23 protein-coding genes are annotated in these 22524 nt (G+C 60.3%); 8 read left to right on the top strand and 15 right to left on the bottom strand.

The features are described from left to right. Nucleotides 1-32: 32 nt before the first annotated feature. From kdpC to AC1U7K_RS11200, 8 genes are all read right to left on the bottom strand, one after another. Nucleotides 33-608 (bottom strand): potassium-transporting ATPase subunit KdpC, encoded by a 576-nt coding sequence (gene kdpC, locus AC1U7K_RS11235; protein WP_480251386.1) that lies wholly within the window; start codon nt 606-608, stop codon nt 33-35. A gap of 8 nt (nt 609-616) precedes the next feature. After that, nucleotides 617-2731 (bottom strand): potassium-transporting ATPase subunit KdpB, encoded by a 2115-nt coding sequence (kdpB, locus tag AC1U7K_RS11230; RefSeq protein WP_480251385.1) that lies wholly within the window; start codon nt 2729-2731, stop codon nt 617-619. A gap of 29 nt (nt 2732-2760) precedes the next feature. Next, the gene (gene kdpA, locus AC1U7K_RS11225) at nt 2761-4563 is read right to left on the bottom strand and encodes a potassium-transporting ATPase subunit KdpA (protein WP_480251383.1); all 1803 of its coding nucleotides are present in this window, start codon (nt 4561-4563) and stop codon (nt 2761-2763) included. After that, nucleotides 4563-4643: a K(+)-transporting ATPase subunit F gene (gene kdpF / locus AC1U7K_RS11220; RefSeq protein WP_480251394.1), complete on the bottom strand. Its 81-nt coding sequence runs from the start codon at nt 4641-4643 to the stop codon at nt 4563-4565. Before kdpF ends, kdpA begins: the two co-directional genes overlap by 1 nt. A gap of 371 nt (nt 4644-5014) precedes the next feature. Beyond that, the gene (locus tag AC1U7K_RS11215; protein ID WP_480251382.1) at nt 5015-6259 is read right to left on the bottom strand and encodes an outer membrane beta-barrel protein; all 1245 of its coding nucleotides are present in this window, start codon (nt 6257-6259) and stop codon (nt 5015-5017) included. 509 nt (nt 6260-6768) lie between these two features. After that, nucleotides 6769-8562, bottom strand: a complete 1794-nt coding sequence (locus AC1U7K_RS11210; RefSeq protein ID WP_480251381.1) for a peroxidase family protein — start codon at nt 8560-8562, stop codon at nt 6769-6771. Nucleotides 8563-8894: 332 nt separating this feature from the next. Continuing rightward, entirely contained in the window at nt 8895-9626 is a 732-nt protein-coding gene (locus AC1U7K_RS11205; RefSeq protein WP_480251380.1) for a ferritin Dps family protein, read from the bottom strand. Continuing rightward, nucleotides 9623-10810, bottom strand: coding sequence for a hypothetical protein (locus AC1U7K_RS11200; RefSeq protein ID WP_480251379.1), 1188 nt, complete (start codon nt 10808-10810; stop codon nt 9623-9625). Before AC1U7K_RS11200 ends, AC1U7K_RS11205 begins: the two co-directional genes overlap by 4 nt. Before the next feature lie 336 nt (nt 10811-11146). On the opposite strand from AC1U7K_RS11200, the gene AC1U7K_RS11195 reads away from it, so the two are divergent. The 4 genes from AC1U7K_RS11195 (at nt 11147) to AC1U7K_RS11180 (ending at nt 13805) form a co-directional block, all read left to right on the top strand. Then, nucleotides 11147-11614 carry a CBS domain-containing protein gene (locus tag AC1U7K_RS11195; protein ID WP_480251378.1) on the top strand — a complete coding sequence of 156 codons (468 nt, stop codon included), beginning with the start codon at nt 11147-11149 and terminating at the stop codon, nt 11612-11614. Between the two features lie 148 nt (nt 11615-11762). Then, nucleotides 11763-12602 carry a glycosyltransferase family A protein gene (locus AC1U7K_RS11190; RefSeq protein WP_480251377.1) on the top strand — a complete coding sequence of 280 codons (840 nt, stop codon included), beginning with the start codon at nt 11763-11765 and terminating at the stop codon, nt 12600-12602. 117 nt (nt 12603-12719) lie between these two features. Beyond that, nucleotides 12720-13307 carry a glycosyltransferase family 9 protein gene (locus tag AC1U7K_RS11185; RefSeq protein ID WP_480251375.1) on the top strand — a complete coding sequence of 196 codons (588 nt, stop codon included), beginning with the start codon at nt 12720-12722 and terminating at the stop codon, nt 13305-13307. 9 nt (nt 13308-13316) lie between these two features. Beyond that, a complete protein-coding gene (locus AC1U7K_RS11180) occupies nt 13317-13805 on the top strand; it encodes a glycosyltransferase family 9 protein (protein WP_480251374.1) in 489 nt (162 codons plus the stop codon). A gap of 27 nt (nt 13806-13832) precedes the next feature. On the opposite strand, the gene AC1U7K_RS11175 is transcribed toward AC1U7K_RS11180, so the two are convergent. Continuing rightward, nucleotides 13833-14222: a hypothetical protein gene (locus tag AC1U7K_RS11175; protein WP_480251373.1), complete on the bottom strand. Its 390-nt coding sequence runs from the start codon at nt 14220-14222 to the stop codon at nt 13833-13835. A 449-nt stretch (nt 14223-14671) separates the two neighbouring features. Here AC1U7K_RS11175 and AC1U7K_RS11170 point away from each other — a divergent pair, with 449 nt between their 5' ends. The 4 genes from AC1U7K_RS11170 to AC1U7K_RS11155 all read left to right on the top strand — a co-directional run bounded on the left by AC1U7K_RS11170 (nt 14672) and on the right by AC1U7K_RS11155 (nt 17142). After that, the gene (locus AC1U7K_RS11170; RefSeq protein WP_480251371.1) at nt 14672-15118 is read left to right on the top strand and encodes a cupredoxin domain-containing protein; all 447 of its coding nucleotides are present in this window, start codon (nt 14672-14674) and stop codon (nt 15116-15118) included. Nucleotides 15119-15314: 196 nt separating this feature from the next. Beyond that, nucleotides 15315-16229, top strand: a complete 915-nt coding sequence (locus AC1U7K_RS11165; RefSeq protein ID WP_480251369.1) for a hypothetical protein — start codon at nt 15315-15317, stop codon at nt 16227-16229. A gap of 92 nt (nt 16230-16321) precedes the next feature. Further along, a complete protein-coding gene (locus AC1U7K_RS11160) occupies nt 16322-16855 on the top strand; it encodes a hypothetical protein (RefSeq protein WP_480251368.1) in 534 nt (177 codons plus the stop codon). Between the two features lie 122 nt (nt 16856-16977). Beyond that, a complete protein-coding gene (locus AC1U7K_RS11155) occupies nt 16978-17142 on the top strand; it encodes a hypothetical protein (protein ID WP_480251367.1) in 165 nt (54 codons plus the stop codon). A gap of 370 nt (nt 17143-17512) precedes the next feature. On the opposite strand, the gene AC1U7K_RS11150 is transcribed toward AC1U7K_RS11155, so the two are convergent. From AC1U7K_RS11150 to AC1U7K_RS11125, 6 genes are all read right to left on the bottom strand, one after another. After that, nucleotides 17513-17788, bottom strand: coding sequence for a LuxR C-terminal-related transcriptional regulator (locus tag AC1U7K_RS11150; protein ID WP_480251365.1), 276 nt, complete (start codon nt 17786-17788; stop codon nt 17513-17515). Nucleotides 17789-18100: 312 nt separating this feature from the next. Beyond that, the gene (gene mgtE, locus AC1U7K_RS11145; protein ID WP_480251364.1) at nt 18101-19534 is read right to left on the bottom strand and encodes a magnesium transporter; all 1434 of its coding nucleotides are present in this window, start codon (nt 19532-19534) and stop codon (nt 18101-18103) included. A gap of 41 nt (nt 19535-19575) precedes the next feature. Next, the gene (gene era, locus AC1U7K_RS11140) at nt 19576-20481 is read right to left on the bottom strand and encodes a GTPase Era (protein ID WP_480251362.1); all 906 of its coding nucleotides are present in this window, start codon (nt 20479-20481) and stop codon (nt 19576-19578) included. A 47-nt stretch (nt 20482-20528) separates the two neighbouring features. After that, on the bottom strand, nt 20529-20849 hold the full coding sequence (locus tag AC1U7K_RS11135) for an FtsB family cell division protein (protein ID WP_480251360.1): 321 nt from the start codon (nt 20847-20849) through the stop codon (nt 20529-20531). An 80-nt stretch (nt 20850-20929) separates the two neighbouring features. Next, complete coding sequence (gene eno, locus AC1U7K_RS11130) at nt 20930-22219, bottom strand: phosphopyruvate hydratase (protein ID WP_480251359.1); 1290 nt, start codon at nt 22217-22219, stop codon at nt 20930-20932. 49 nt (nt 22220-22268) lie between these two features. Beyond that, on the bottom strand, nt 22269-22524 hold a 256-nt coding region (locus AC1U7K_RS11125), incomplete at its 5' end, for a hypothetical protein (protein ID WP_480251358.1).

Here is a 22524-nt window from a genome sequence, read left to right as displayed (position 1 = left end):
ACGAGCGTGAGGGGTATGTTCACAAGGGATGTTTATTCATGAGCGGCGTCGAGCGTAAGGTTGACGTTGAGCACATTGACACGCGGCTCTCCAAGAAAGCTCCACTGTCGGCCTTCGGTAGACTGCGCCACCACCTGACGAACGGCCGCTTCGCTCAGACCCCGCGCTCGCGCCACGCGTGCAATTTGGTATTCGGCTGCGGCCGGGCTGATGTGCGGATCCAACCCGCTGCCCGATGCGGTCACGAGATCGACCGGCACCGGGCGGTTGTTCCCGGGATCGGCCGCCTGCAACGCCGCGACCCTGGCCTTCACCGCGTCCACGAGTGCCGGATTGGTTGGACCGAGATTGGACCCGGAGGAAGCGGCCGCGTTGTACGGAAAAGGCGTGGTCGCCGAGGGACGACTCCAGAAATACTTCGGGGTCTCGAACGGCTGCCCGATCAATTCAGACCCCACGATCTTGCCATCGTGGACAATCAAACTGCCATTCGCTTGGCGTGGGAACAGAATCTTGGCCAGGCCCGTCACAGCGAGCGGATAGGCGAGCCCCGTGAGAAGGGTCAAGATCAACCAGAGCGTACATGCGGGACGCAGTTGTTCTGTCATGGCTTGCCTCACACGAGGTGGAGCGCAACCAACAAGAGATCAATCAGCTTGATCCCGACGAACGGCACGACGATGCCCCCGAGTCCGTAGATCACCAGGTGTCGCTGCAGCAGCGGCCCTGCACCGATTGGCCGGTACGTGATCCCTCGCAAGGCCAATGGGATGAGCGCAACGATGATCAGCGCGTTGAAGATGACGGCGGACAAGACCGCGCTCTCCGGCGTCGCGAGCCGCATGATGTTGAGGCGACCGAGCACCGGGTAGGTGGTGGCGAAGGCGGCCGGGATAATGGCGAAGTACTTGGCGACATCGTTGGCGATACTGAAAGTGGTCAAGGCGCCGCGCGTCATCAAGAGCTGCTTGCCGATCTCGACGATCTCAATGAGCTTCGTGGGATTGGAGTCCAGATCGACCAAGTTGCCCGCCTCTTTCGCCGCGTGCGTTCCTGTGTTCATTGCGACCGCGACATCAGCCTGGGCAAGAGCGGGCGCGTCGTTGGTCCCATCGCCGGTCATCGCGACCAGGCGCCCGCCCGCCTGCAATTCTCGGATGAGCTTCAGCTTGGCTTCGGGTGTCGCTTGCGCGAGAAAATCATCGACACCCGCTTCGGCGGCGACGGCGGCCGCGGTCTGCGGATTGTCGCCGGTGATCATCACGGTCTTGATCCCCATCCGGCGCAATTCGCCGAAGCGCTCTTTGATGCCGCCCTTTACGATATCCTTGAGATGAATCGTGCCGAGTACGCGTGCGCCCTCGGTTACGACCAGCGGCGTGCCGCCCTGCTTTGCGATCGCCTCGACCGTCACCCGCACTTCGGGGGAGAATGTGCCGCCGAGACGATCGACGTACCGCTCGATCGCATCCGCCGCGCCTTTGCGAATCTCACGGCCCTGGAGATTGACACCGCTCATGCGCGTCTGCGCGGAGAACGGGATGAGCGTCGCGCCCAGTTCCTGTATCTCGCGGGCACGCAGCCCATACCGTTCCTTCGCCAGCACGACGATGCTCCGTCCTTCGGGCGTTTCATCGGCCAGAGAGGAGAGCTGTGCCGCGTCGGCCAATATCTTTTCATCAATGCCCTTGGCCGGAATGAACGCCGTCGCCTGTCGGTTGCCCAGCGTGATGGTGCCGGTCTTGTCCAGCAGCAGCACGTCCACATCACCCGCCGCTTCCACGGCCTTGCCGGAGAGGGCGATGACGTTCGCCTGCACCATGCGGTCCATCCCCGCGATCCCGATCGCGGACAGCAAGGCGCCGATCGTCGTCGGAATCAAGCAGACGAGGAGCGCGACCAGAACGGTTACGGTCACCGGGGTTCCCTGGCCAGCGGCCTGCACGCTATAGAGAGAAAACGGCAGCAACGTCACAGTGGCGAGCAGGAAAATGATCGTGAGGGCGGCCAAGAGAATGTTCAAGGCGATCTCGTTGGGCGTCTTCTGCCGCTTGGCGCCTTCAACCATCGCGATCATGCGATCGAGAAAACTCTCGCCCGCGGTCGCCGTCACGCGGATGATCAGCCAATCCGACAGGACCCGTGTCCCGCCGGTGACGGCGCTGCGATCACCCGGCCCCCGGATCACCGGCGCGCTTTCGCCGGTGATGGCACTTTCATTGACCGACGCCACGCCCTCGATCACTTCGCCATCGGCCGGGATGAAATCACCCGCCTCGGCCAAGACCAGATCGCCCTTCTTCAGTTGATTGGCCGGCTCCAGCACATACCGAGCCCCTGGCCGACCAATACACGCCGGCGCAACGATGTATTCCTGGCTTGGAGCCGGCTGGCCCAATTTCTTGGCCTGTAGCTCCCGCCGCGCCTGACGGAGCGACTCGGCTTGCGTCTTCCCACGGCCTTCCGCCATCGCTTCGGCAAAATTTGCGAACAGGACGGTGAACCAGAGCCAGAGCGCAACCGACAGGATAAATCCCGCCGACGCTTCACCCCTGCCCATCCACGCTTGTACACACAGCGCGGTCGTCACCAGACTTCCGACCCAGACGACAAACATCACCGGGTTCTTGACTTGATGGCGGGGGCTGAGCTTCCACACGGCTTGAATCATGGCGTGACCCATGATCTTCGTCTCGAAGAGGGACCGGTTTGCGGGTGCCGTTGCTTTCATCGTCAGCGCCATCTCCTCATGGCCGCGAATTAGCTCATCATCAACAGATGCTCGACGATCGGTCCCAATGCCAGTGCCGGGACGAACGTCAGCGCGCCGACGAGTACCACCACGCCAATCAGTAGAATCACAAACAGTAGTGTATGGGTCGGGAGGGTGCCCGGTCCGGCTGGGACTATTTTCTTGCGCGCCAACGCGCCGGCGAGCGCCAACGTGGGCACGGCCAGCCAGAACCGGGAGACCAGCATCGCAATGCCGCCGCTCGTGTTGTAGAACAGCGTGTTCACCGTGAGCCCGGCAAATGCGCTGCCGTTGTTATTGCCCTGCGACGTGAAGGCATAGAGGATCTCGCTGAAGCCATGCGGCCCCGGATTGAGGATTGATGAGGTTCCCGCTGTCGTGGCCACCGCGACGGCGGTCAGTCCCAGTACGACGATCGGCATGATCAAGATAAGCAGCGAGGCAATCTTCATTTCGTACGGCTCGATCTTCTTCCCGAGATACTCCGGCGTGCGGCCGACCATCAGGCCGGCGACGAAGACGGCAATGATGGCAAAGACGATCATCCCGTAGAGCCCCGACCCCACCCCGCCGAACACGACTTCGCCGAACTGCATGAGCAGCAGGGGCACAAGTCCGCCGAGCGGCATATACGAGTCGTGCATCGAGTTCACCGAGCCGTTCGAGGCGGCCGTGGTCGCCGCCGACCACAGCACCGAGTTCGCAATGCCGAAGCGGGTTTCCTTGCCTTCCATGTTCCCGCCAGCTTGTTCGGAACCGGGTATCTGATCGACGCGGTAAGGTACAAAGGCCGGATTGCCGGATTGTTCGGCCCACAAGCCCAGCGGGAGAAAAGACACGAGCAGAATCGTCATGGCGGCGAGCAGGGCCCATCCTTGCCGCGTATCTCGCACCATGACGCCAAACGTATAGCAGAGCGAGGCGGGAATCAGCAGGATGGCAAGGACTTCGACAAAATTAGCGAGCGGCGTGGGGTTCTCGAAGGGATGCGCCGAATTCACATTGAAAAAGCCGCCCCCGTTCGTGCCAAGCTGTTTAATCGCGATCTGCGAAGCCACCGGACCGACGGCGATACGTTGTTCTCGCATCGTGGCCGGTTCCGTTTTCGCCTGCCCCTTGTCATCGAGGATCGGCTGCCCGTTCACATCGGTGACGGGCTTCGCATACTCCACGGGCTGACGGAGCGTCGCCATCTCGTAGGCACCGAAGGTTTGCACGACGCCCTGGGAAACCAAGATCAGCGCGACAGGAATGGCAAGGGGCAGGAGAATGTACAACGTGGTCCGAACGAGATCGCGCCAGAAATTGCCGATCGTCTCGGCCGTCCGCCTGGCGAGGCCTCGAATCAAGGCCACCAAGATCGCCATGCCCGTCGCGGCCGAGACAAAATTCTGCACGGTGAGGCCGAGCATCTGGGTCAGATAGCTGAGCGTCGATTCACCTCCGTAGGCTTGCCAGTTGGTATTCGTTGCGAAGCTTGCTGCGGTATTGAACGCGAGGTCGGGGCCGACTGCGGGCACCGCCGCCGGGTTCAGCGGGAGAATGCCCTGAACCCGCTGCAACGCATACAACAGCACGAGGCCGACCGCGTTGAACAGCAGCATGGCCAGCGCATACGTCTTCCAATTCATCTCGTCCTGTTCTCGAATCCCGCCGAGGCGGTAGAGGGACCGCTCCAGCGGCCGCAAGACCGGATCGAGCCCGCACCACCGTCCCTCGTACACCTGCGCCATGTACCAGCCGAGCGGCTTCACGAGCGCGAACAGGACACCGAAATAGATCACGATCTGCGCGATCCCATTCGCTGTCATCAGAACCATTCCGGTTTGAGGAGGGCGATCAGGAGGTAAATAAGCAGGGCCAAGGCCACCACGGCGCTGATCCAATACATGGCGGTTACCGTTTTCTTATAGCTTCGCGAGTGCGGATACGAGGAACAGGGAGAGAACAAAAAACCCCACCGAAAGGGTCAGGAACATGATATCCATCGCATCTCCTTCGTTGTCTTTACCTCCCCGAGCCGCATCACTTCACTGTTGGGGAGCGACGGCGTCCGGTTCGGTCGTCCGCAATTGATCTTGAACCTTCGCGGTGAGATACAAGAGCGATAGCATTGAGAATAAGAAAGACCGTGATGCCGATTACCGTCAGGAAATCATCCATGGTTCACCTGCCTCTCTTCTCTGACGTCACGGTAGCACCGACGATGTAAAAACAGTATAAAAACTGCCGTGCCCGTCAAGACGCCAGGCAGCCGCCTTTTTATGGTGAATCAAACGTCCAGGTCAGCGCAAAAATGAGCAAGTGTTGCGCGGGGGTGAGCCCAATTACACCAGGGCGGATCTCCCCATCTTTGAAGAAGCCGCCGCCCGGCCCTCGCGATTCGTCGTATCGGTATTCGAGCCGGGCGATCGTGTTCGTCCAGCGATAGGGTAGCCTGTATTCCAGCGTCGCGGTGATGGCCTTGATGAACTGCTCGAACCCCGTGAGCCGTCCATTGCGATCCCAGTAGAACTCGGGTCGCACCGTGGCACTCCACGGCCCGCCGAGCTGGTAATGGATCGGCAATTGTCCGCCGGTCCAAAAAGCACGCGGGCTCCCGGGGACCGCGACTTCTTCGGTGCCGATCTGATATTCCAACGCCACGGTCCATCGGGCCCGTTTCCACTCCGCAATGCTGTCGGAGAAGAAACGGTAAAACTGCCACGCGGTATTCCCCTGGTCCGGGCCGTAGTAGAGGGTCTGTTTCAGCGTCCACTCCGCATCCGGCTTATACGTCAATTGCACGCCATAACTCGGCAGACTATTCGCGTTGGCGAGATGGAAATACTGGTGGATGACAAAGAACGTTGCGGCCCACCGTTCATGAAACGTATAGGCCGCATTGATGCCCATCATTAAATACGGCGTGTGATCGCCTCCCCAGGGACGGGTATAACTGAAATTGTCCTTGGTGTAGAGCGAGTTGTACCCGATCAAGCTATTGAAGATGCCGGCCTGGACGGTCAGACCGGAGCCGACCGGGGCGAGGTACGAGATGTTCGCCCGCCCGAGTTGTCGAAGCCAACTGGAGCCGGGTAGGTTCGGGGTCGTGGCGGAAAAGCCAAACGCCTTCGAATCTTCACCGCCTTGCACCAGCAGTTCGGTCCCCCAACGCGAGACTTCGGAGACATCCTTTTTGACATAGATCGCCGCCATATTCAGATCGCCTTCATTCACCCGAGGCGCCGTACTCCGATTGCGAAAGAGATGGTTGCTCGGAAAATTGAAATCGAGCGTGTAGGCGCCGTCTAAGAACGCGCCATAGTGCCAAAGCGGCTTGGGCGCCTCCGCACGGGGCTCTTCAGTGGTCGGTGTTTCGATCGGTCCTTTTCGGGGTTCTGCTTCCGGCGAAGCAGCCGGAAGATTCTGAGGCCAGCCCGGTGTCGCTCCAGAAAGCACGAACATCAGTGCAGCGAGCGCAGCGACAAGCCTCTGGCCCTCCGCGTCGGCTGCCACAGTGTTCATGATCGGCTCCTCGACATTTCTGCTGACTCATGTCGGAGCCTATCGCGGCCTTCATTAGGATGGTGTCAAGAAAATCGTGCCCACATCAAAATCGTATAAAATTGCGGTTTCCTGCAAAGTTCCTCTTGACCAAGAGTCGAGTGATGTAAGATGGCACCGCTCCTCTTCTCGAGCTGTCAAGCGCCCCCCTGTCCGCTGCCTCCTGCTTTGTGGCAAGTCTCAGCGCCATCACTTCTCGATCGAGCGAAACAGAGCGGTCGGCGATGTCGCGCGAACGTCACCCATTTCCGCTCACCCGGACAGTACTGATACGCTTGCTGCAAGTTGATCGACAAGGATTGTGTAGGGCGGAGGTGGCTGGGGTGAGGCCGCGGGTATAACGAGCTACCGTGAAGGCAAACACAGAGGCGGAGCGCCGCGGCTCTTTCGCGGCACGCCTTCCCGCTGCTCTGCGGGCAGAAGACGTTCGGCGAGAAAGCGATACACGAGGTCGCCTGAAGGCGCAGAGCCTAGACCGGGACGACCACTCCCGCTTTATTGAGGAGATCAACCATCGTGAAGGTTCCGGTGTTCGTGAGGGTCGGGGCCCAATCCGGTTTTTGATGCAGGAATGATGACTTGTCGTGCTCAAGTAGGCCGACAAACACATCGCCGACGATGCGTCCCCCGACGGGGCCCAAATGCTCCCCATGTCCGAGCACCTGAGCTTCCCTCAAGATGTAAAACCAGAGCGGCGTCTGCGTATCGAGGCCCAGCGGCTTCAAGTCCGCGAAGGCCGTCGACGGGAGCGGCTCGATGCCCATCGCCTGTGCGACGCTTTGTCCGGACGGCACTCCGAACGTCACATGGCGAAGCAAGTTTCGTTGCGCGAGCGATTGAGGCTCGGCATCCGTAAAGTTCAACGCAGGGGGCACAGTCGGGAGATCGAACAGCGGCGATGACAGATGCGTGTCGATCTGTTTATTCGGTTTGGCATTGCCGTCACCGAAATCGAAGAACGTCTGCCAATCCACGAAGCGCCGTGGCGCCCGCTCCCCGCCTCGAAGGTCGGCATGATCCTGCGACGGACCCAACTTATCATCGAAAATAAGGGCAAAGAATTCTTGGCCCGGCTCCGGCCCGAAATTCGCGCGGTAACTGGGACGCACCTGGGAATAGCCGAACCGATAGGCCGCGACCGAAAATTCGACGGGAATCGAGGGATCGTGCTTCGCATCGTAGAACTTGGGACCCCCGGTCAACTCGCTGTTCACGAGATCCGTCCCGATGGTCTTCGGAAGAAACTCGTGGACAACGATCCATTGGTAGTGCCATTCGACCGTGCGACGGGCTTCTTCGAAAATCTTATCCGGATCGGCCTGTCCGTGCCCGTCGGGCCCGTGATGTCCGCCCTTGCCGTTCGTTGCCGCCAGAAGCAAGTCGTCCACCACCGCATTGTGGAACCGCTCGAAGGCCAGATGGAGTTGCGAGACGATCAAATTTTCATCGTTCCGTGGGTCCGCGATAATCGCGACGCCATTGGCGTCCCGCGGGACATCATAGCGCACGACACCACCCCGCGATTGTTCGGCGGACCCCAGGATCGGCTGAATCAGGAACTTAATCCCCTTTCCATCAGCCGACTGATCATACAGTTGCGGCGACACCTTGGGTCCGCCCCCATAGACGCTATCGAGGTCAAAGGCCGGCGTGCGCCCGTTTTGGATGGAGCCAGGGTCTTGGGGCTGACCGAGCAGCGACGTTCGGTCGAAGGTGAGATCATGGTCGATGAACTGACCGAGGAACGTCATCCCGGCAGTCCTCGTCGGGTTGTCGGGGTTGTTCACTGATTTCGTCGGATCGGTGATAAGCGTCTTTGGATCGCTCAGGTCATCATGCGCGTCCATGATTCCCCCGGGCTTTCCTAGCTCCAACAGGGCTTGGTGAAGAGCCGGAGTGTCAGCGGCGAACGGCGGCAAGTTGGGAAACATCCGGGTGAACGGAGTCGTCTGATCGGCGTGAGGATTCGCAGGGTGCGGCGCAACGGCGGCCTGGGCCGAAGCATGGACTTGCGCAAGCAATGCGTCAAACGCCTGTTGGCTGGCGACGTCGCCGGGAATTGCGGGTGCATTGAGGACAACGGCTTGCTGAGGAGTCTCCGTAGCGGGTACGGGGTGAAATTGGGAAGCCGCGATATCGGCAGACAGCAGCACCCTCGACTCGAGCGACTCGACGGCATAGTTCCGTGCCGCTTTGATCGACGTCGCGTTCGACCCTCTTCGCTTCCACCACCGGGGCATCGTGGTTCGTCGGCTGCCGTTCATGCTCGTCCTCCGTTACACCACTCGTCCACCTCGGGCTTCTTCTTCCTTCCTCCGGCCGTCCACTCTCTCCGGGGCGGAAGGAACGTGCGCACCTTAGTTGACGGACGCGAGCATCTCAAGATGCGCGACATGCTTAAGGTGGATGATCTAGCGTATGCGGTCCGAAGCTCCGGCACGGGTCAGTGGTTAGCGCCGTGCAGAGGGATGTCCGCGCAAAAGAAGGCCGGCGTGGCAAGCAGGAAACAGAGGTGTGAGCGATTCTCGTTTCGGCGAGGACGAATGGGTGGGTGAACGACGCGGGGCGGGCCGCGAGTCGCGGCCGCCCCAGGTTTCTACTTCACCCCGGCATGGCCCATGACTGATTCGGCCATCACGTGACGGACCAGTTTCAAATGCCGGTCTTCATCCGCGTAGGCATGGCGGAACTGCTCGGCCATGTCGGTCATCCCGAGTTCATCAACGAGCCTGATCAGCAGTTCCCAGCCGTCATGATCGACGAGCTCGGCGATGTGAATCGCGTGGAGGCTCTGGGCAACCGAGGTTCGCGGATCCATGACCACTTGCAGTAGGCCCATGGACGCGACGCCGCCCGCATCGGCGCCGGGGGTTTGCGCGGTCGGGTCGCCACCGAGGCTCTTGATCGCATCCCACACGATCGCAAAGTGTCGCGCTTCCTCGTCTCGGAATCGCCCGAGTTCGTCGAGCGGCAGCCCGGCCGCTTCATCCGCTCGGGCTTGGCATTTGGTCAGTAAGCCGTCGAACAATCGGGTGCCGGTCCGCTCGAAGGCGAGCCGCTCGCCGAGTTTGTCGAGCAGGACTTCCGGCTTTTTCCCGGTCAGCTTTTGAAGGACCGTCTGAGTCACTCCTTTTAAGTTCGCTGGCACCGGGACGGTCCCGATTGGCTTGGCGGTTTGCAGATAGCTGCTCCGGAAAGCTGCCAACGCGCGTTCGTCGCCTTCGGAGCTCGGCGGCATGTTCCTGACCCCGGCCAGCAGATCTTGGACGTCGATCGGCGACATCTCCACGCCCGTCCGGTTCATTCCCACATCGGTTGGCTGTTTCATACGGCCTCCTTCATCTTCTGACCCGGCACTTTCCGCGTGAGTTCCGTCCCCGGCGCCCATTGATAGCCGGCTGCGACCGTTTGGGTCGGCGAGCCCTGCGAGTTCATGTATGCACGGTATTGCCGGGACCGCTCGGGCTCCTGACTCTTATCGACGAACTGCGTGCCGGAGGCGCGGAGGTCGACTTCATTCCTTAGGACATTGCGCACGAACTCACGCTGGCTCTTGTACGCAATCGGCTGTGGCAGCGTGGCGGGAAGAATTTCGGCGGGGTCCCGGCGCTCGATCTGCTTGAACAGGTCCATCACATATTGAAGATGCCCGAGTTCGTAGTCGAGAAACCGTTCCCAGATCGCCTTGATCCGCGGATTGCTCTCGTACTCAACGCAGCTATAGTAATTGTAGACCTCGTTCGCCTCGTGCAGCAGCCATTTCTCCATCCAGCTCTCCGTCGGATCGATGATCGATTCGTACTGCGTGACGTGTTGCTCCTCGATCGATGCAATTTCCGCATACAGCGCCCGGGCGACAGGATCGGCGAAGACCGGCCCGACGTTCATATAGTAGTCGTGCGTCTGGTACTCTCCGGACATGATCGTGAGCGAGTTCAGCTTGGTAATGGGATCCGCTCGTCGCCGATCGTAGTGGTCGCGCACGTCGTCCTCCGGCACGCGATGCTCGTCGACCGTCGGCCGGCCTGGCATGATGTCGGTGTAGCACTGCAGAATATTGTTCGCATCCTTGCCTTCCATCCGGTCCATCAAGGCCGAATATCGGTACATGTGATCGAAGTCCTCGAGTAGGCCGAAGCGCAGGACCTGCGCGATGTAGGGATCCGGTTCCTGCTGGGCGAGCGCCGCCGTCACCTCGATCGCCACTTGCTCATAACCGATCGTGGTCTCCAAGGGCGATTGGTCGGCCGGCAGCAGCCAATTGACCACCGTCTCCTGGTGCTGCTCGACGCGGCGGACCTTTGCGAGCGGCACCTGCAAGGCCTTGTTCATCCGCGCGCAGGCGTGACCGAATCGCAGAGCCTCCGATTCAATGCCGTTCATCAGGATTACGCGCACACGGGTAAACGCATCATCGTTGAGTTTGCTGATCGGTTCCTGGACCAAGTCCTTCCAGGTAAATTGCTGCTTCTCCAGTGTCGTGCCCCTGTCCTGAAACAAATTGATGGCCATGGTCTCCTCATCGAGTGAAGCGATTAGCGATCTCGTTGCCACTACTCTTACGATCGTGGAACGTCTTCGAGTATCGGCGGAGAAGCGCAGCGATGTGCGTCTTTGGACGCCGCTGCTTATCAGGCGCGATGCTGCAGCCGGACGGCCGCACGCAAACACCCTCGTCCCGTCGATCAGGACGGCAACGGCCGACAGACCCTCCCTTTCTTTTTCGTACGCCGGCAGCCGAGTGCCGCTTCGCGTTCGCGAGCGACACCTTATCAAGGAATGGGACCGATAGTGCGGAGGCGTCCTCAAGAGTTAAGAGAGAACAAACGATCGTGACAGGGAGGTCCCATGGCTACAACAAAAGGACTGACGCGTCCGGTCTTGGGCGAGGTGATGACACGCGGGGTCGAAACGATCCATCCGTCGACGACGATCGAGGCCGCGGCAGAAAAGATGAAGGTGTTGAACATCGGGGCCATCCCGGTGTGCGACGGTAATCGGCTGGAAGGCGTGCTGACGGACCGCGACATCGTGGTCCGCGTGGTGGCCGAGCATCGGAACCCGGCGACGGTCCGGGCGAGCGATGCGATGTCACCCGGCGTGATCTATTGTTATGAAGATCAAACCATCGAGGACGCCGCGCGGCTGATGCAACAGGAGCAGATCCGGCGGCTGCCGATTCTCAATCGCGAGAACCAGCTTGTAGGGATCGTATCGCTCGGCGATCTGGCCGTCAAAACCGAGGAGACGACGACCACGGCCGACGCGTTAGAGAAGATTTCCGAACCTTCGAAGCCGACGCGCAAAGCCGGTTAAGAGTGAAGAAGTTAAGAGAAGAAGTTAAGAAAGGAGAGGATGGTTCGAGGTTCGAGGTTAGCGGTTCAATGTTTTTGCAGAATAGTTTCTTCAATCTCCCGTTCCGCACCGCGAACGCTTCATCCTCGAACCTCGAACGATCCATCTGATGGCCGCCCTCGATATTTTGCTCCCCACGTACAACCGCTTACCCTCTTTTATCTTGACGCTGTCGGGAGTGGCGACGCAGAGGGTGACGGACGTGCACCTCATCGTCTCCGATCAGAGCGACACTCCGATTGCCGATCAGCCGGTGGTGCGGAGCCTGTGCCGGGTGATCGAGGGACGCGGTGGAACGATTGAGTGGCACTACCGGTGGCCTTCCCACGGGATTGCCGAACAACGGGCGTTCTTGTTGAACCGCGCTTCGACCCCCGCAGTGTTGTATCTCGACGACGACGTGCTGATGGAGTCCTGGGTCGTCGAGCGCTTGACGGAGGTGCTCCAGCAACAACAATGCGGGTTTGTGGGCGCCTTTCCAGCCGGGCTGTCCTACCGCCATGACATCCGTCCGCAGCAGCAATGCATCGAGTTTTGGGAGGGTCGGGTCCGGCCGGAAGTGGTCGAGCCCGGGACAGCGGCCTGGGAACGGTGGCACCTGCACCGAGCGGCGAACCAATTTCACGTCGCGCAACGCTTGGCGCCTGGCGAACGCCGTTTGTACAAGGTCGCCTGGATTGCGTCCTGTGTGCTCTATGATCGTGAGAAACTACTCGAGGTCGGGGGCTTCTCGTTTTGGTCGAAACTCCCGCGCTATCACTCCGGTGAGGATGTGCTCGTGCAAAATCTGTTAATGCGGCGATGGGGCGGCTGCGCGATCATGCCGTCGGGAACCTATCATGCCGAAGTCCCGTCAACGGTACTGAATGAGCGTGGCACCATTGACGGCCATGCACTCGACCTGTTGCCTGCCATGATTGCCCGGTATGGAACGCTGTCTACCCGCTGATTCCTCACCGTGCGAGACCACCAAGCCATTCCTCCGGCGACGTTGAGGCACGATCAGCGCCGACGCGACCCCTTCGCGGAAGCGTTCCTCCACGCCACACGTGGGAGGATCAGGAAGGTGGCGGTCTTTCGGGCCTCCCGACTCGGCGATTTTCTCTGTGCCACGCCGGCCTTTCGCTCGCTACGCGCCGCGCTTCCCGAAGCTGACATTACGTTGATTGGCTTGCCGTTCGTTCATGATCTCGTGGCACGCTCACCGTCGCTCGATCGTTTCGAACCGTTTCCCGGCTATCCGGGGATCGCCGAACAATTCTTTGTGCCTGCCGACGCGCTCCATTTTTTCACCCGCATGCAGGCCGAGCGTTTCGACCTGGTCATCCAGCTGCATGGGACGGGCGTCTACGCGAATCCGGTGGCACTGATGCTCGGTGGCGGGCGAACCGCCGGATTGATCAGACCCGGAGACGATCCGGGGCTGCTCGATGCCGCCTTTCCGATGCCACCGACCGGACATCACGTTCATCGACTCCAAGCATTCATGGCCTTTCTGGGCGCACCGCCCCTCGGTGTCGCGTACGATTTTCCATTGTCGTTGGAGGATCGGCTGGACGCCGACGCGCTGTTAGCGCACTCCCCCAAGCCGTTGATCGGGATTCACGCCGGCTCGTGGGAGGTGACGGCGCCCGCGAGCAACGTCCGGGTATAGAGGTCGTCGTTGATCGGGATTCACGCCGGTTCGTGGGAGGTGACCAAGCGATGGCCAGGGAAGCGGTTTGCAGCGGTCGCCCTCGCGCTCCGGCGCCGATACGGCGGCACCGTCGTGCTCATCGGTGCGGGGAACACTGCTTCGACGGGTGACGAGATCGAGAGCATGCTGGGATCGTCCTGCCTGAATCTGGTCGATCGAACTTCACTCGGCGTGCTGGGCGCGGTCATTCATCGCTTCACGGTGCTCATCACGAATGACTCCGGCCCCGCCCATATCGCGCACGCGCTTCGGACGCCCTCCGTGACAGTGTTCAGGGCGACGGCTCCAGAGGAGTGGGGTGCGTTGGACAGCCACCACCACGCCGCAGTTCTCCATGACGTTGACTCCCGGCCCTGTCCCCATACTGAGTGCCGCATCGGCAATCGATGCTTGGATGGGGTCATGCCGGCAGAGGTGATCGCGGCGGTGGAACGCGTCATCGAGCGACACCACTAGATCGCCTCACCGCGGCACCGGCCGTGTTCACGGAATGACTTTGCCTTTACAGTAGTAACCGTCTCCCCTCACGCTGTTGACGGCATTAAGCAAGGCGAGGGGATTCACACTCCCGGCTTCGTACGCGACGATGACGTTCCCCTTCATCGTGCCGAAGTCCAAGGAGCGGACGCCCGGCACTTTCTGCAACGCCTCCTGAACGTCCGGCTGGTAAAACTCACAGAATCGGCCGCCCAACGCGATCACCGCGCGCTTCTCTGGATGCGGAGCGGCCATCGCGACGTCACTCGTTTTCGTTCTCGCGCTCCGCCCTGAAGAGTCTGCGTTCACCGGCATGCACTCTTTCGCGACACAGCCCGTCAGGACGATGACGGCACTGATCAACAACATCGCCCGCGGTTCACGGTACACGCTCATGTCACCTCCTCCTCTATATGTCAGTCCGCTACCGAGAGGGACTTACTCTCTTTAAGACTGATAGCAGAAGACAGGAAGACGGCAAGCGCGTGCGGACTCGCGCAGGGCGCACGGCCCACTCAGGAGGAGAATTCTCGATGATGGGCAGCAATTACGATGAGCCAGCCGAAGGTTAACACCGAGGGGCGTATCGGAGAGGATTCGAGCGGCAGGCCGAGGGCGGTGGACGATAGATCTTCTCCGGCGAGGCGAATGTCGAGGTTGAGGGCACGCACTCAATAACGACCGCCGGCATAGCCGATCGTGACCACTCTTCACGACGCCCGCAGACCTCCTTTCCGCGCGATGCCACCTAGGCATTCCAGCGACTACCAATCAAAGAGGCAGTCGGGCAGGATGCCTGCCGTATTAGCAGGATGCCCCTGTCATATTAGGTGGAGTGAACTGTGATGACGAAACGATCGCTCGGCTTGCTCAAGGCATGGCGGTTCTGTCTGGGCCCCATCCTGGTGCTCTTCGTCGCTGCCGGTTGCATGGGGTTGGCGAATGGGACGTTGACGGGAAACATCGAGGAGGTGGTGATCGAGGACGGCCTCTCGGCACCTGAAGTCCGTCTTCGCCCGGGAGACGAACTTCGACTGGTCAACCGGCACGGCGCACCTGTGCACGTCGTGTTCTTGGATCAAATTGACGGGCGCGTCACCTGCACACGCGGCTTTGGTCTGGCACGCGTCGCGAACGGCAAACGGCTCGATCCGGAGGAAAGTTTCAGCGTCTGCTTTGGTTCACCGGGTACGATCCGCTACACGGTGAAGCTGGATCGAGCGACCTCGACGGGGTCGTTCAACGTGCCGGGCACCATTCGGGTCGAAGTGCCGGAAGGCAGACGGACGTAGTCAGCCGGCTGGTCTCGGACGGACTCCCAATCATCCGGGACGCTACCTCGGCATGAGCCAAGCCACGACCGCGCCGGCCCTGGTCCAAGGCAGGTTGCAGTAAATTTCCCACTGACAGCATCTCCCCTTCCTCGCCGATATTGGCCGCCTCAAGGATGTGATTCGCTAAGGCGCTACCCCACACCCGAGGTGTCGTATGGCATATCCCAGGGCGGTGCTCCCGTTGATTCTCGTCGGCGTGCTGGCTTCTCTCGCCGATGCCGCCACGATTCAACAGACCGGTGCGGCGATGAGCACCACGACGACGGTGTCGCAGAGCTCGGTCACTCAGACCATCTCGTCAGCGACGGGACAGACCACCGTCACGAGCGGGACCGTCACACCGGTTGGCGCCATGACCGTACCCGTCGTCACGTCAACGAGCACGAGCGCCTTCAATCCATTTGGCTTCATCGGGACGACCGCTCCCCTGATCCCGCTCGGCAGCAGCGTCTTCAATCCCTTTCCGTTCAATGGAGCCGCGGCGCCATTGACCACACAGGTGACGACCGTTTTCAGCCCCACATCCGCCGGGACGCTCAACGCGGTGACCGGCACGACGACCAGCGTCTTCAATCCGTTTCAGTTCGCCGGCGCGACTGCGCCCTTGTCGCCGACGCCGATCGGTGCAGGAACGACCGGAGCGTTACCGGCGCCATTCTTTCCTGAGACGGCCACGACGAGTGCCAGTGGAGCGTCCGGTGGAACCAGCTCATCGAGCACGACTTTGCCGACTCAATCTGTGACGACCGGTAACAATTCGCTCGCCTCCCAGCTGATCGTGAATGCGTCGCTTCTACCCTCATCACAATCCACCGTCACACAGGGATCGAGCGGAACCACCCTGAACGGAGCCGCCGCCGATCCTTCGCAGCTGACCGTGAGCGCGTCGCTTCTGCCCTCATCACAATCCACCGTCACTCAAGGGTCGACCGGAACCGCATTGAGCGCCGCCGCCGATCCACCCGCGTCGCGGTTGGTGCAGAATCCTGAGCCGGCAACGGGGTGGCTTTTTGCGTCCGGGATCGCCGCCCTTCTCTACGGGCTGCACCGGCGCCGGGGAAGGTCCTAACCGCCGACATAGGCACGTAATGGTTCGCACGAAGAAGCACGGGAGGGCAACCCGTCTATTTGCCGCTCGCACGCCCCGTGTTAGCATGACGCATGACGCGCCGTAGCAGTACGGCTTCCGGGCATTATTGGGTCACCCCCCTCGCATTCCTCATCGTTGCCGGCATTGGCGCCGCACAACTGCTGCTTCCCATAGGCTGGGCGCTCGCCGGACTCTACACCGCACCGGTGGCATTGGTCGCCTTATGGTCGACTTTTCGCCATTCCTTCTCGGTGATGGTGGTGGCCCTCGCTTCGACGATCATCGCCACTTTCGTGTTTTTTAGTTCGCCGTTTTGGGACTCTGGACTTACGGCATTGACCGACTATGTGCTGCCAATTGCCTTGATGTGGTTCATCACGCTCTTGGCGGTGCTGAGGAAATGGCGGGAGCGAAAGACCAAGCGCGCGCACCAAGGCCGGCTCATCTGCACGGTGTGCGGACGTGTCTCGATCGAAGGCGTGACTTGGTCACTTGCGGAATACGGAGAGGGACACCGCGGCACGCTCCTCGCCATCGGCACGTGTGGGGAGTGCGCCGGTAAATGGGATGCGCCGCACGCGGATCGCATGCAGATGGGCGCGTGACGGCCGCGACTGTCGCAAAAGTTCTGCTCGCTGTCCCGAAAATCGCTACACGAAAACCAGCCGATCACCGATAGGATGAGTTGCGGGCTTCACATATACTCGACACAATACGGGAGGTCATCATGGGCAGTTTCGTCTCGCGCGCCTTGCTGCTGATCGTCAAACCGTTTGATCATCGCCATCGCCATTCCTCCTCGGCCCCCCAGAAGCCTGCACCGGATGAGGACGCCCACGCCGTCGCCGGTCCCCTCATGTCAATGGCGCCGAAACCCGCCGCCAATCAGTAGTCGCTCGTTTTCATCGCGCACATCACCAGTTTGGGCACGGCTGTGCTCCTTATAGACAAGGAGCAAGCCGGCCCGGTGTGTCGTCTGAAGGACCATCCAGCGAGAACTGTTACTTGATACGGATGCGGCCGCCGATGAACATCGGCCGCGTACTGGCAGGAAGCACAAGCGGCCGCCGAAGCAGCCACTCGCCTTTTGGCAAGTCGGCTAGACCACAAACCGGCCGCACATGCCAGGTCTCAGGATGAAGGAGAACGGGAGACGTCGCAAACCGCCACCGCAGATAGTTGGCAATGCGCAGCCATTTTCCCATTGACGTGCCCGACGGTCCGCGGTCCTGCTCCATGCAATCCGGGAGGACCAGCACAAGTTAGGAGACTCGAGTGTTCGCCGGATAATTTTTCGGGAGATATTTGAGCAACAAGGCCTGCCGGATCAGTTGCGCCACGTTCCGCACTTCCAGCCTTCGCATGAGATTAAATCGATGCACTTCGACCGTCTGGACGCTGATGTGGAGCTGTTCGGCAATCTCGCGGCTCGTAAAGCCCTGCGTAATGAGGTGGAGAATCTGCTTTTGGCGTGGAGTCAATGCAGGAGCGGTCGTCGCTTTTCCCCTCGGCGCTCGCCTGTCGACTAGTCGGTACATTGGTCCTCCTCTGGATCGGTTCGACGCAATACCGGAGTCCGCGAGCAACAACCATACCGATGGGTAAGCTATTGAAATTCCATAGACGACTTTAGCGCTGTGCGAGTAAGTGTAAATTTATATGGCGGAACTTCTTAACGATCGACTCCCGTCACACGCCCAAAATCATCGACATCCTAACGGTCGCCGCTGATCGGCGGGCGAGTCGATAGACCCTACCCTGTCAAGCAGTCCCGACGTCCGCCGCGCTCCTACACTGTGGGGATTAGGCCGGCCGAACCACTCGCGCCACTCTACCGACAAGGGGGTAGGCTACTTCAGATATTCCAGCAGGACCGTGGCGAGGGTCAGATAAATCGTGATCCCTGAAATGTCGTTGGCCGTCGTCACAAACGGGCCGGCGGCCACGGCCGGGTCCACCCCGACCCGCTTCAAAAGGATCGGCATGATCGTCGCCATGCTGGTGGAGACAAGAAAGGCGATGATGAGGGAGGCGCCCACGACTGCCCCTAACGACCAATGGCCATGCCAGAGCCAAGTCGTGGCTGTCAACAACAACGCGCACGCCAGGCTCAACAGCAAGCCGATCCGGATCTCGCGGAAAAACACTTTCCAAATGTCCGACGACTCGATGGACCCGGTCGCCAATCCCCGAATGATCAGCGTCGATGACTGCAGCCCCACATTGCCGCCCATCGCCGCGATTACCGGGATGAAACTCACGATCGCCACGACTTCTTGAATCGTGAACCGGAAGAGCCACAAGATCCAGCCGGAGATGAGGCTGCCGATCAAATTCGTGAAGAGCCACGGCAACCGTGAACGCGCGGCTTCCAGGCTCGAGGAGCGCAGCAAGGTATCCCCGCCCTCAGCCGCTCCGGCCATCTTCAACATGTCTTCGGTCGCCTCTTCACGGATGACGTCCACGACGTCATCGACGGTAATGATGCCGACCAGCGTCTGATCCTTCTCGACGACCGGCACCGCGAGCAGGTTGTATCGGGCCACGAGGCGCGAGACCTCTTCCTGGTCCGTGTCCACCGAGACGCTGATCACATCCCGCGTCATGATGTTCTTCAAGGGCGTCCCCGGCGGGACGGTCAGGAGCTGCCGCAAGGACAGCACGCCGACGAGGTGATCCTCTTTGTCGGTGACATAAATGTAGAAGACCATCTCGGCATCGGTGGCATGTTGTAACCGCCGAATCGCATCCTGCGCGGTCGTATCTTCCGGCAGCGAGAAAAACTCGGTCGTCATGATGCCGCCGGCCGTATCCTTCGGATACTTGAGGATCTCCTCGACGTCGGAGGAGTCCTCGGTCCGCATCAAATCCAAGACCTCTTTCGCTTGCTCCTCGGGAAGAAGACCCAGAAGATAGGCCACGTCGTCTTTGCCAAGGTCCCGAAGCAGCAAGGCGAGGTCGGAAGCGGGCATGTCGACGAGCACTTCTTGCGCGTCGCCGCGGTCCATCTCGCTCAATACTTGACCGCGCAACGATTCTCCCCGCACCAACTCGAACAGCGTCCGTTTCTCCTTGGGAGAGGACAAATGCTCGATGACCTTCGCGATATCGGCGGGGTGCATGCGACTCAGCATTTTGCTGATATTGCTGATCGCACCGCGCCTCAGCAGGCGTTGAAACGAAGCCAGGAGGAGGTCGAACTTCGTCTGGCCCTTCTCGGGCTCGCGCGCCAACTCCTTGAGAACGTCTCGGTCGGCGATTCGTGAACGTTCAGCCGGTTGCATCAGCAGTTCTGGTCCTACCTCAGCCTCGATCCAGATCTTTGTTAGTAGCCTAACGCCGACAAGAGCTGCTCGTCTTCACGCCAGCCGGTGCGCACCTTCACCCAGAGTTCCAAGAATACCTTCATCTCGAACAGCCGCTCCATCTCGATCCGCGCTTCCGTCCCGATTGCCTTCAGTCGGTCGCCGTGCTTGCCGATCACAATCGGCTTTTGCGTCTCTTTCTCGACAAGAATTGATGCCGAGATACGGGCCAGCTTCCCTTCCTCGACGAACTGTTCGATGTCGACCGCGACCGAATACGGAATCTCATCACGCGTATGGTGCAGCACTTTCTCGCGGACGATCTCGGCCGCCAGCGTGCGCATCGTCTGATCCGTCAACATATCGGCATCATAGTGTGCGTCGCCGACGGGCAACTGTGCGACGGTCAAATCCAAGAGACGGTCAAGATTGAGTCCCGTCTGAGCGGAGATTGGAATGATTTCCGTCCAATCGTAGAGCTGCCGGACCGAGTCGATGAGGGGGAGGATTTTCGATTTGTTGACGATATCGACTTTGTTGATGAGCAGGAACGCGTGGCGTCGCTGCTTTCCAAAGACTTCCCGCACACGTTGGATCACGAGCCGATCGCCGGGACCCGGCGAGGGGCGGGTCGCTTCGATGAGCACGTACAGAAGATCGGCCTCTTGCATGGTTTCGAGCGCCGTGCGGACCATGCGCTTATTGAGCTGATGCTGCGGCTCGTGCAGCCCCGGCGTGTCGAGGAAGATCAATTCGGCATCGGGCCGATGCAGCACGCCGAGAATCCGCGTTCGGGTGGTCTGCGGCTTATCGGACACGATCGCGACCTTTTCCTTCAACAGGGCGTTGAGGAGCGTTGACTTCCCCACGTTGGGGCACCCGACGATCGCGATCGTGCCGAATTTCATCTGCAGCGTCTGTTGCATCTTCGATCGATGTGAACCACTGGGGCAAGCGGGCCGAGGGGCGAGCCTCAGCGATGAGAAGACCCGGCCGGCTGTTCCGGAACGGCCTGATACACCGTTTCCCCTTTACGAACAAATCCCAACCGTTCGCGCGCCAGCTGTTCGATACGAGCCGGGTCTGTTTGAATCCGCCGAATGTCGACACGCAGGTCGGCGTTCATCCGCTCCAGCTCACGAATCTCCAGCGCCAGCTCACGCTCATGCTTGAGCATTGCGAGATATTTACGAACGCCCATATCGTCAAAAAAGAAGGAGAACGTGAGCACGACCGTGAACAGGCCACCGACGAGCCAGGCGAGCCAGGTGGATGTCTGTTTCCGCCGTTGCATGGACCGGCGGCTTCGGTTGCGCCGTGTCATTGCAGTTGGATTATCCCGCCTGATTGTCTCATGGTCTTCGGCGTCCTACGTCATGCTTTCGCCGACTGCCGGAGCGCATGGCGCCCCGGATAGATGGCCGAGGCGCCCAAGCCTTCCTCGATCCGGATCAACTGATTGTACTTCGCCACACGATCAGTCCGAGAGAGGGATCCCGTCTTGATGAGGCCCGTATTCATCGCCACGGCGATGTCGGCAATCGTCGTATCCTCCGTCTCGCCCGATCGATGCGAGACGACGGCCGTATAGCTGGCTTGCTTGGCGAGTTCGATCGCATCCAGCGTTTCCGTCAGCGTGCCGATCTGGTTCACCTTGATGAGAATGGAGTTGCCGATGCCTTCCTGGATGCCCTTGCGGAAAATATCGACGTTCGTGACAAAGATATCATCTCCCACCAATTGTACCCGGTCGCCGAGCCGCTCGGTCAGCATCCGCCAGCCCTTCCAATCCAGTTCGCTCAGACCATCCTCGATCGAGACAATCGGGTAGCGCTCCACCAGCCGCTCATAGTACGCAATCATGTCCTCTGAGGACCAGTCCTGCTGCTCGGCCTCCAGACGATACCGCCCTTTCTCATAGAATTCGCTCGCGGCCGCGTCCAAGGCGAGGACGATATCCTTCCCGACCCGATACCCTGCCGCCTCGACGGCCGCCACGATCAGCTCCAGCGCCTCTTCATTCGACTGAAGGTCTGGAGCAAAGCCGCCCTCATCGCCCACCGCGGTATTCAATCCCTTTTTCTTGAGCAAGGCTTTCAACCCGTGAAAGATCTCGGTTGCCATGCGGAGCGCTTCGCTGAAGGTCTTCGCGCCCACCGGCATGATCATGAATTCCTGGAGATCCAGCCGATTGTCGGCATGCGCCCCGCCGTTGATGATGTTCATCATCGGGACCGGCAACGTGCGTGCGTTCGCGCCGCCGATGTACCGGTACAGCGGCTGTCCGGCTTCGGTGGCCGCCGCTTTCGCGACCGCCAGTGACACGCCAAGGATGGCATTCGCGCCGAGGCGGCCCTTGTTCTTCGTGCCGTCCAGCTCGATCATCGTGTGGTCGATCACCGCCTGTTCGGACGCTTCGATGCCGAGCAATTTCGGCGCGATCGTCTTACTGATGTTGGCAACGGCTTTGGAGACGCCTTTTCCCATCCACCGTTTCTTGTCCCCGTCGCGCAGCTCGATCGCTTCCTTCTCGCCCGTCGACGCCCCCGACGGCACCGCGGCGCGGCCTCGCGCCCCGCTCTCCAGCACCACTTCCACTTCAACCGTCGGATTGCCCCGCGAATCCAAAATCTGCCGACCGTGAATCTCCCGAATCGCGCTCATTCCAAATACCCCCAGACTCTCAACTGCAGGAAGAGTGAATCCGACTTCGTCACTCGTCGGAAGCCAGTGACTCCATGCCTCTCAGAACCTCGATCAAACGATACTCATAATCGTTTCGCTTCTTCTTATCGAGGTCATTTAGGATTTCGGTTACGAGACGACGAATACAACCCTCTAGTTTGTCCTTTTTCTCTTTATAGTTCAGTGAACCATCTTCAACAATTTTCCACCTCGTCATAATTAACCGGCAAGCTAGTGTCCTGTCTCTGAAGTGCGCTGACAAAATCGAGCCACGCTGGCCAGGA

Source organism: Nitrospira sp. Vd2, from assembly GCF_979581665.1.
Note: the sequence above shows the minus strand (reverse complement) of the source record. Positions and strands in the feature narration are given on the sequence as shown.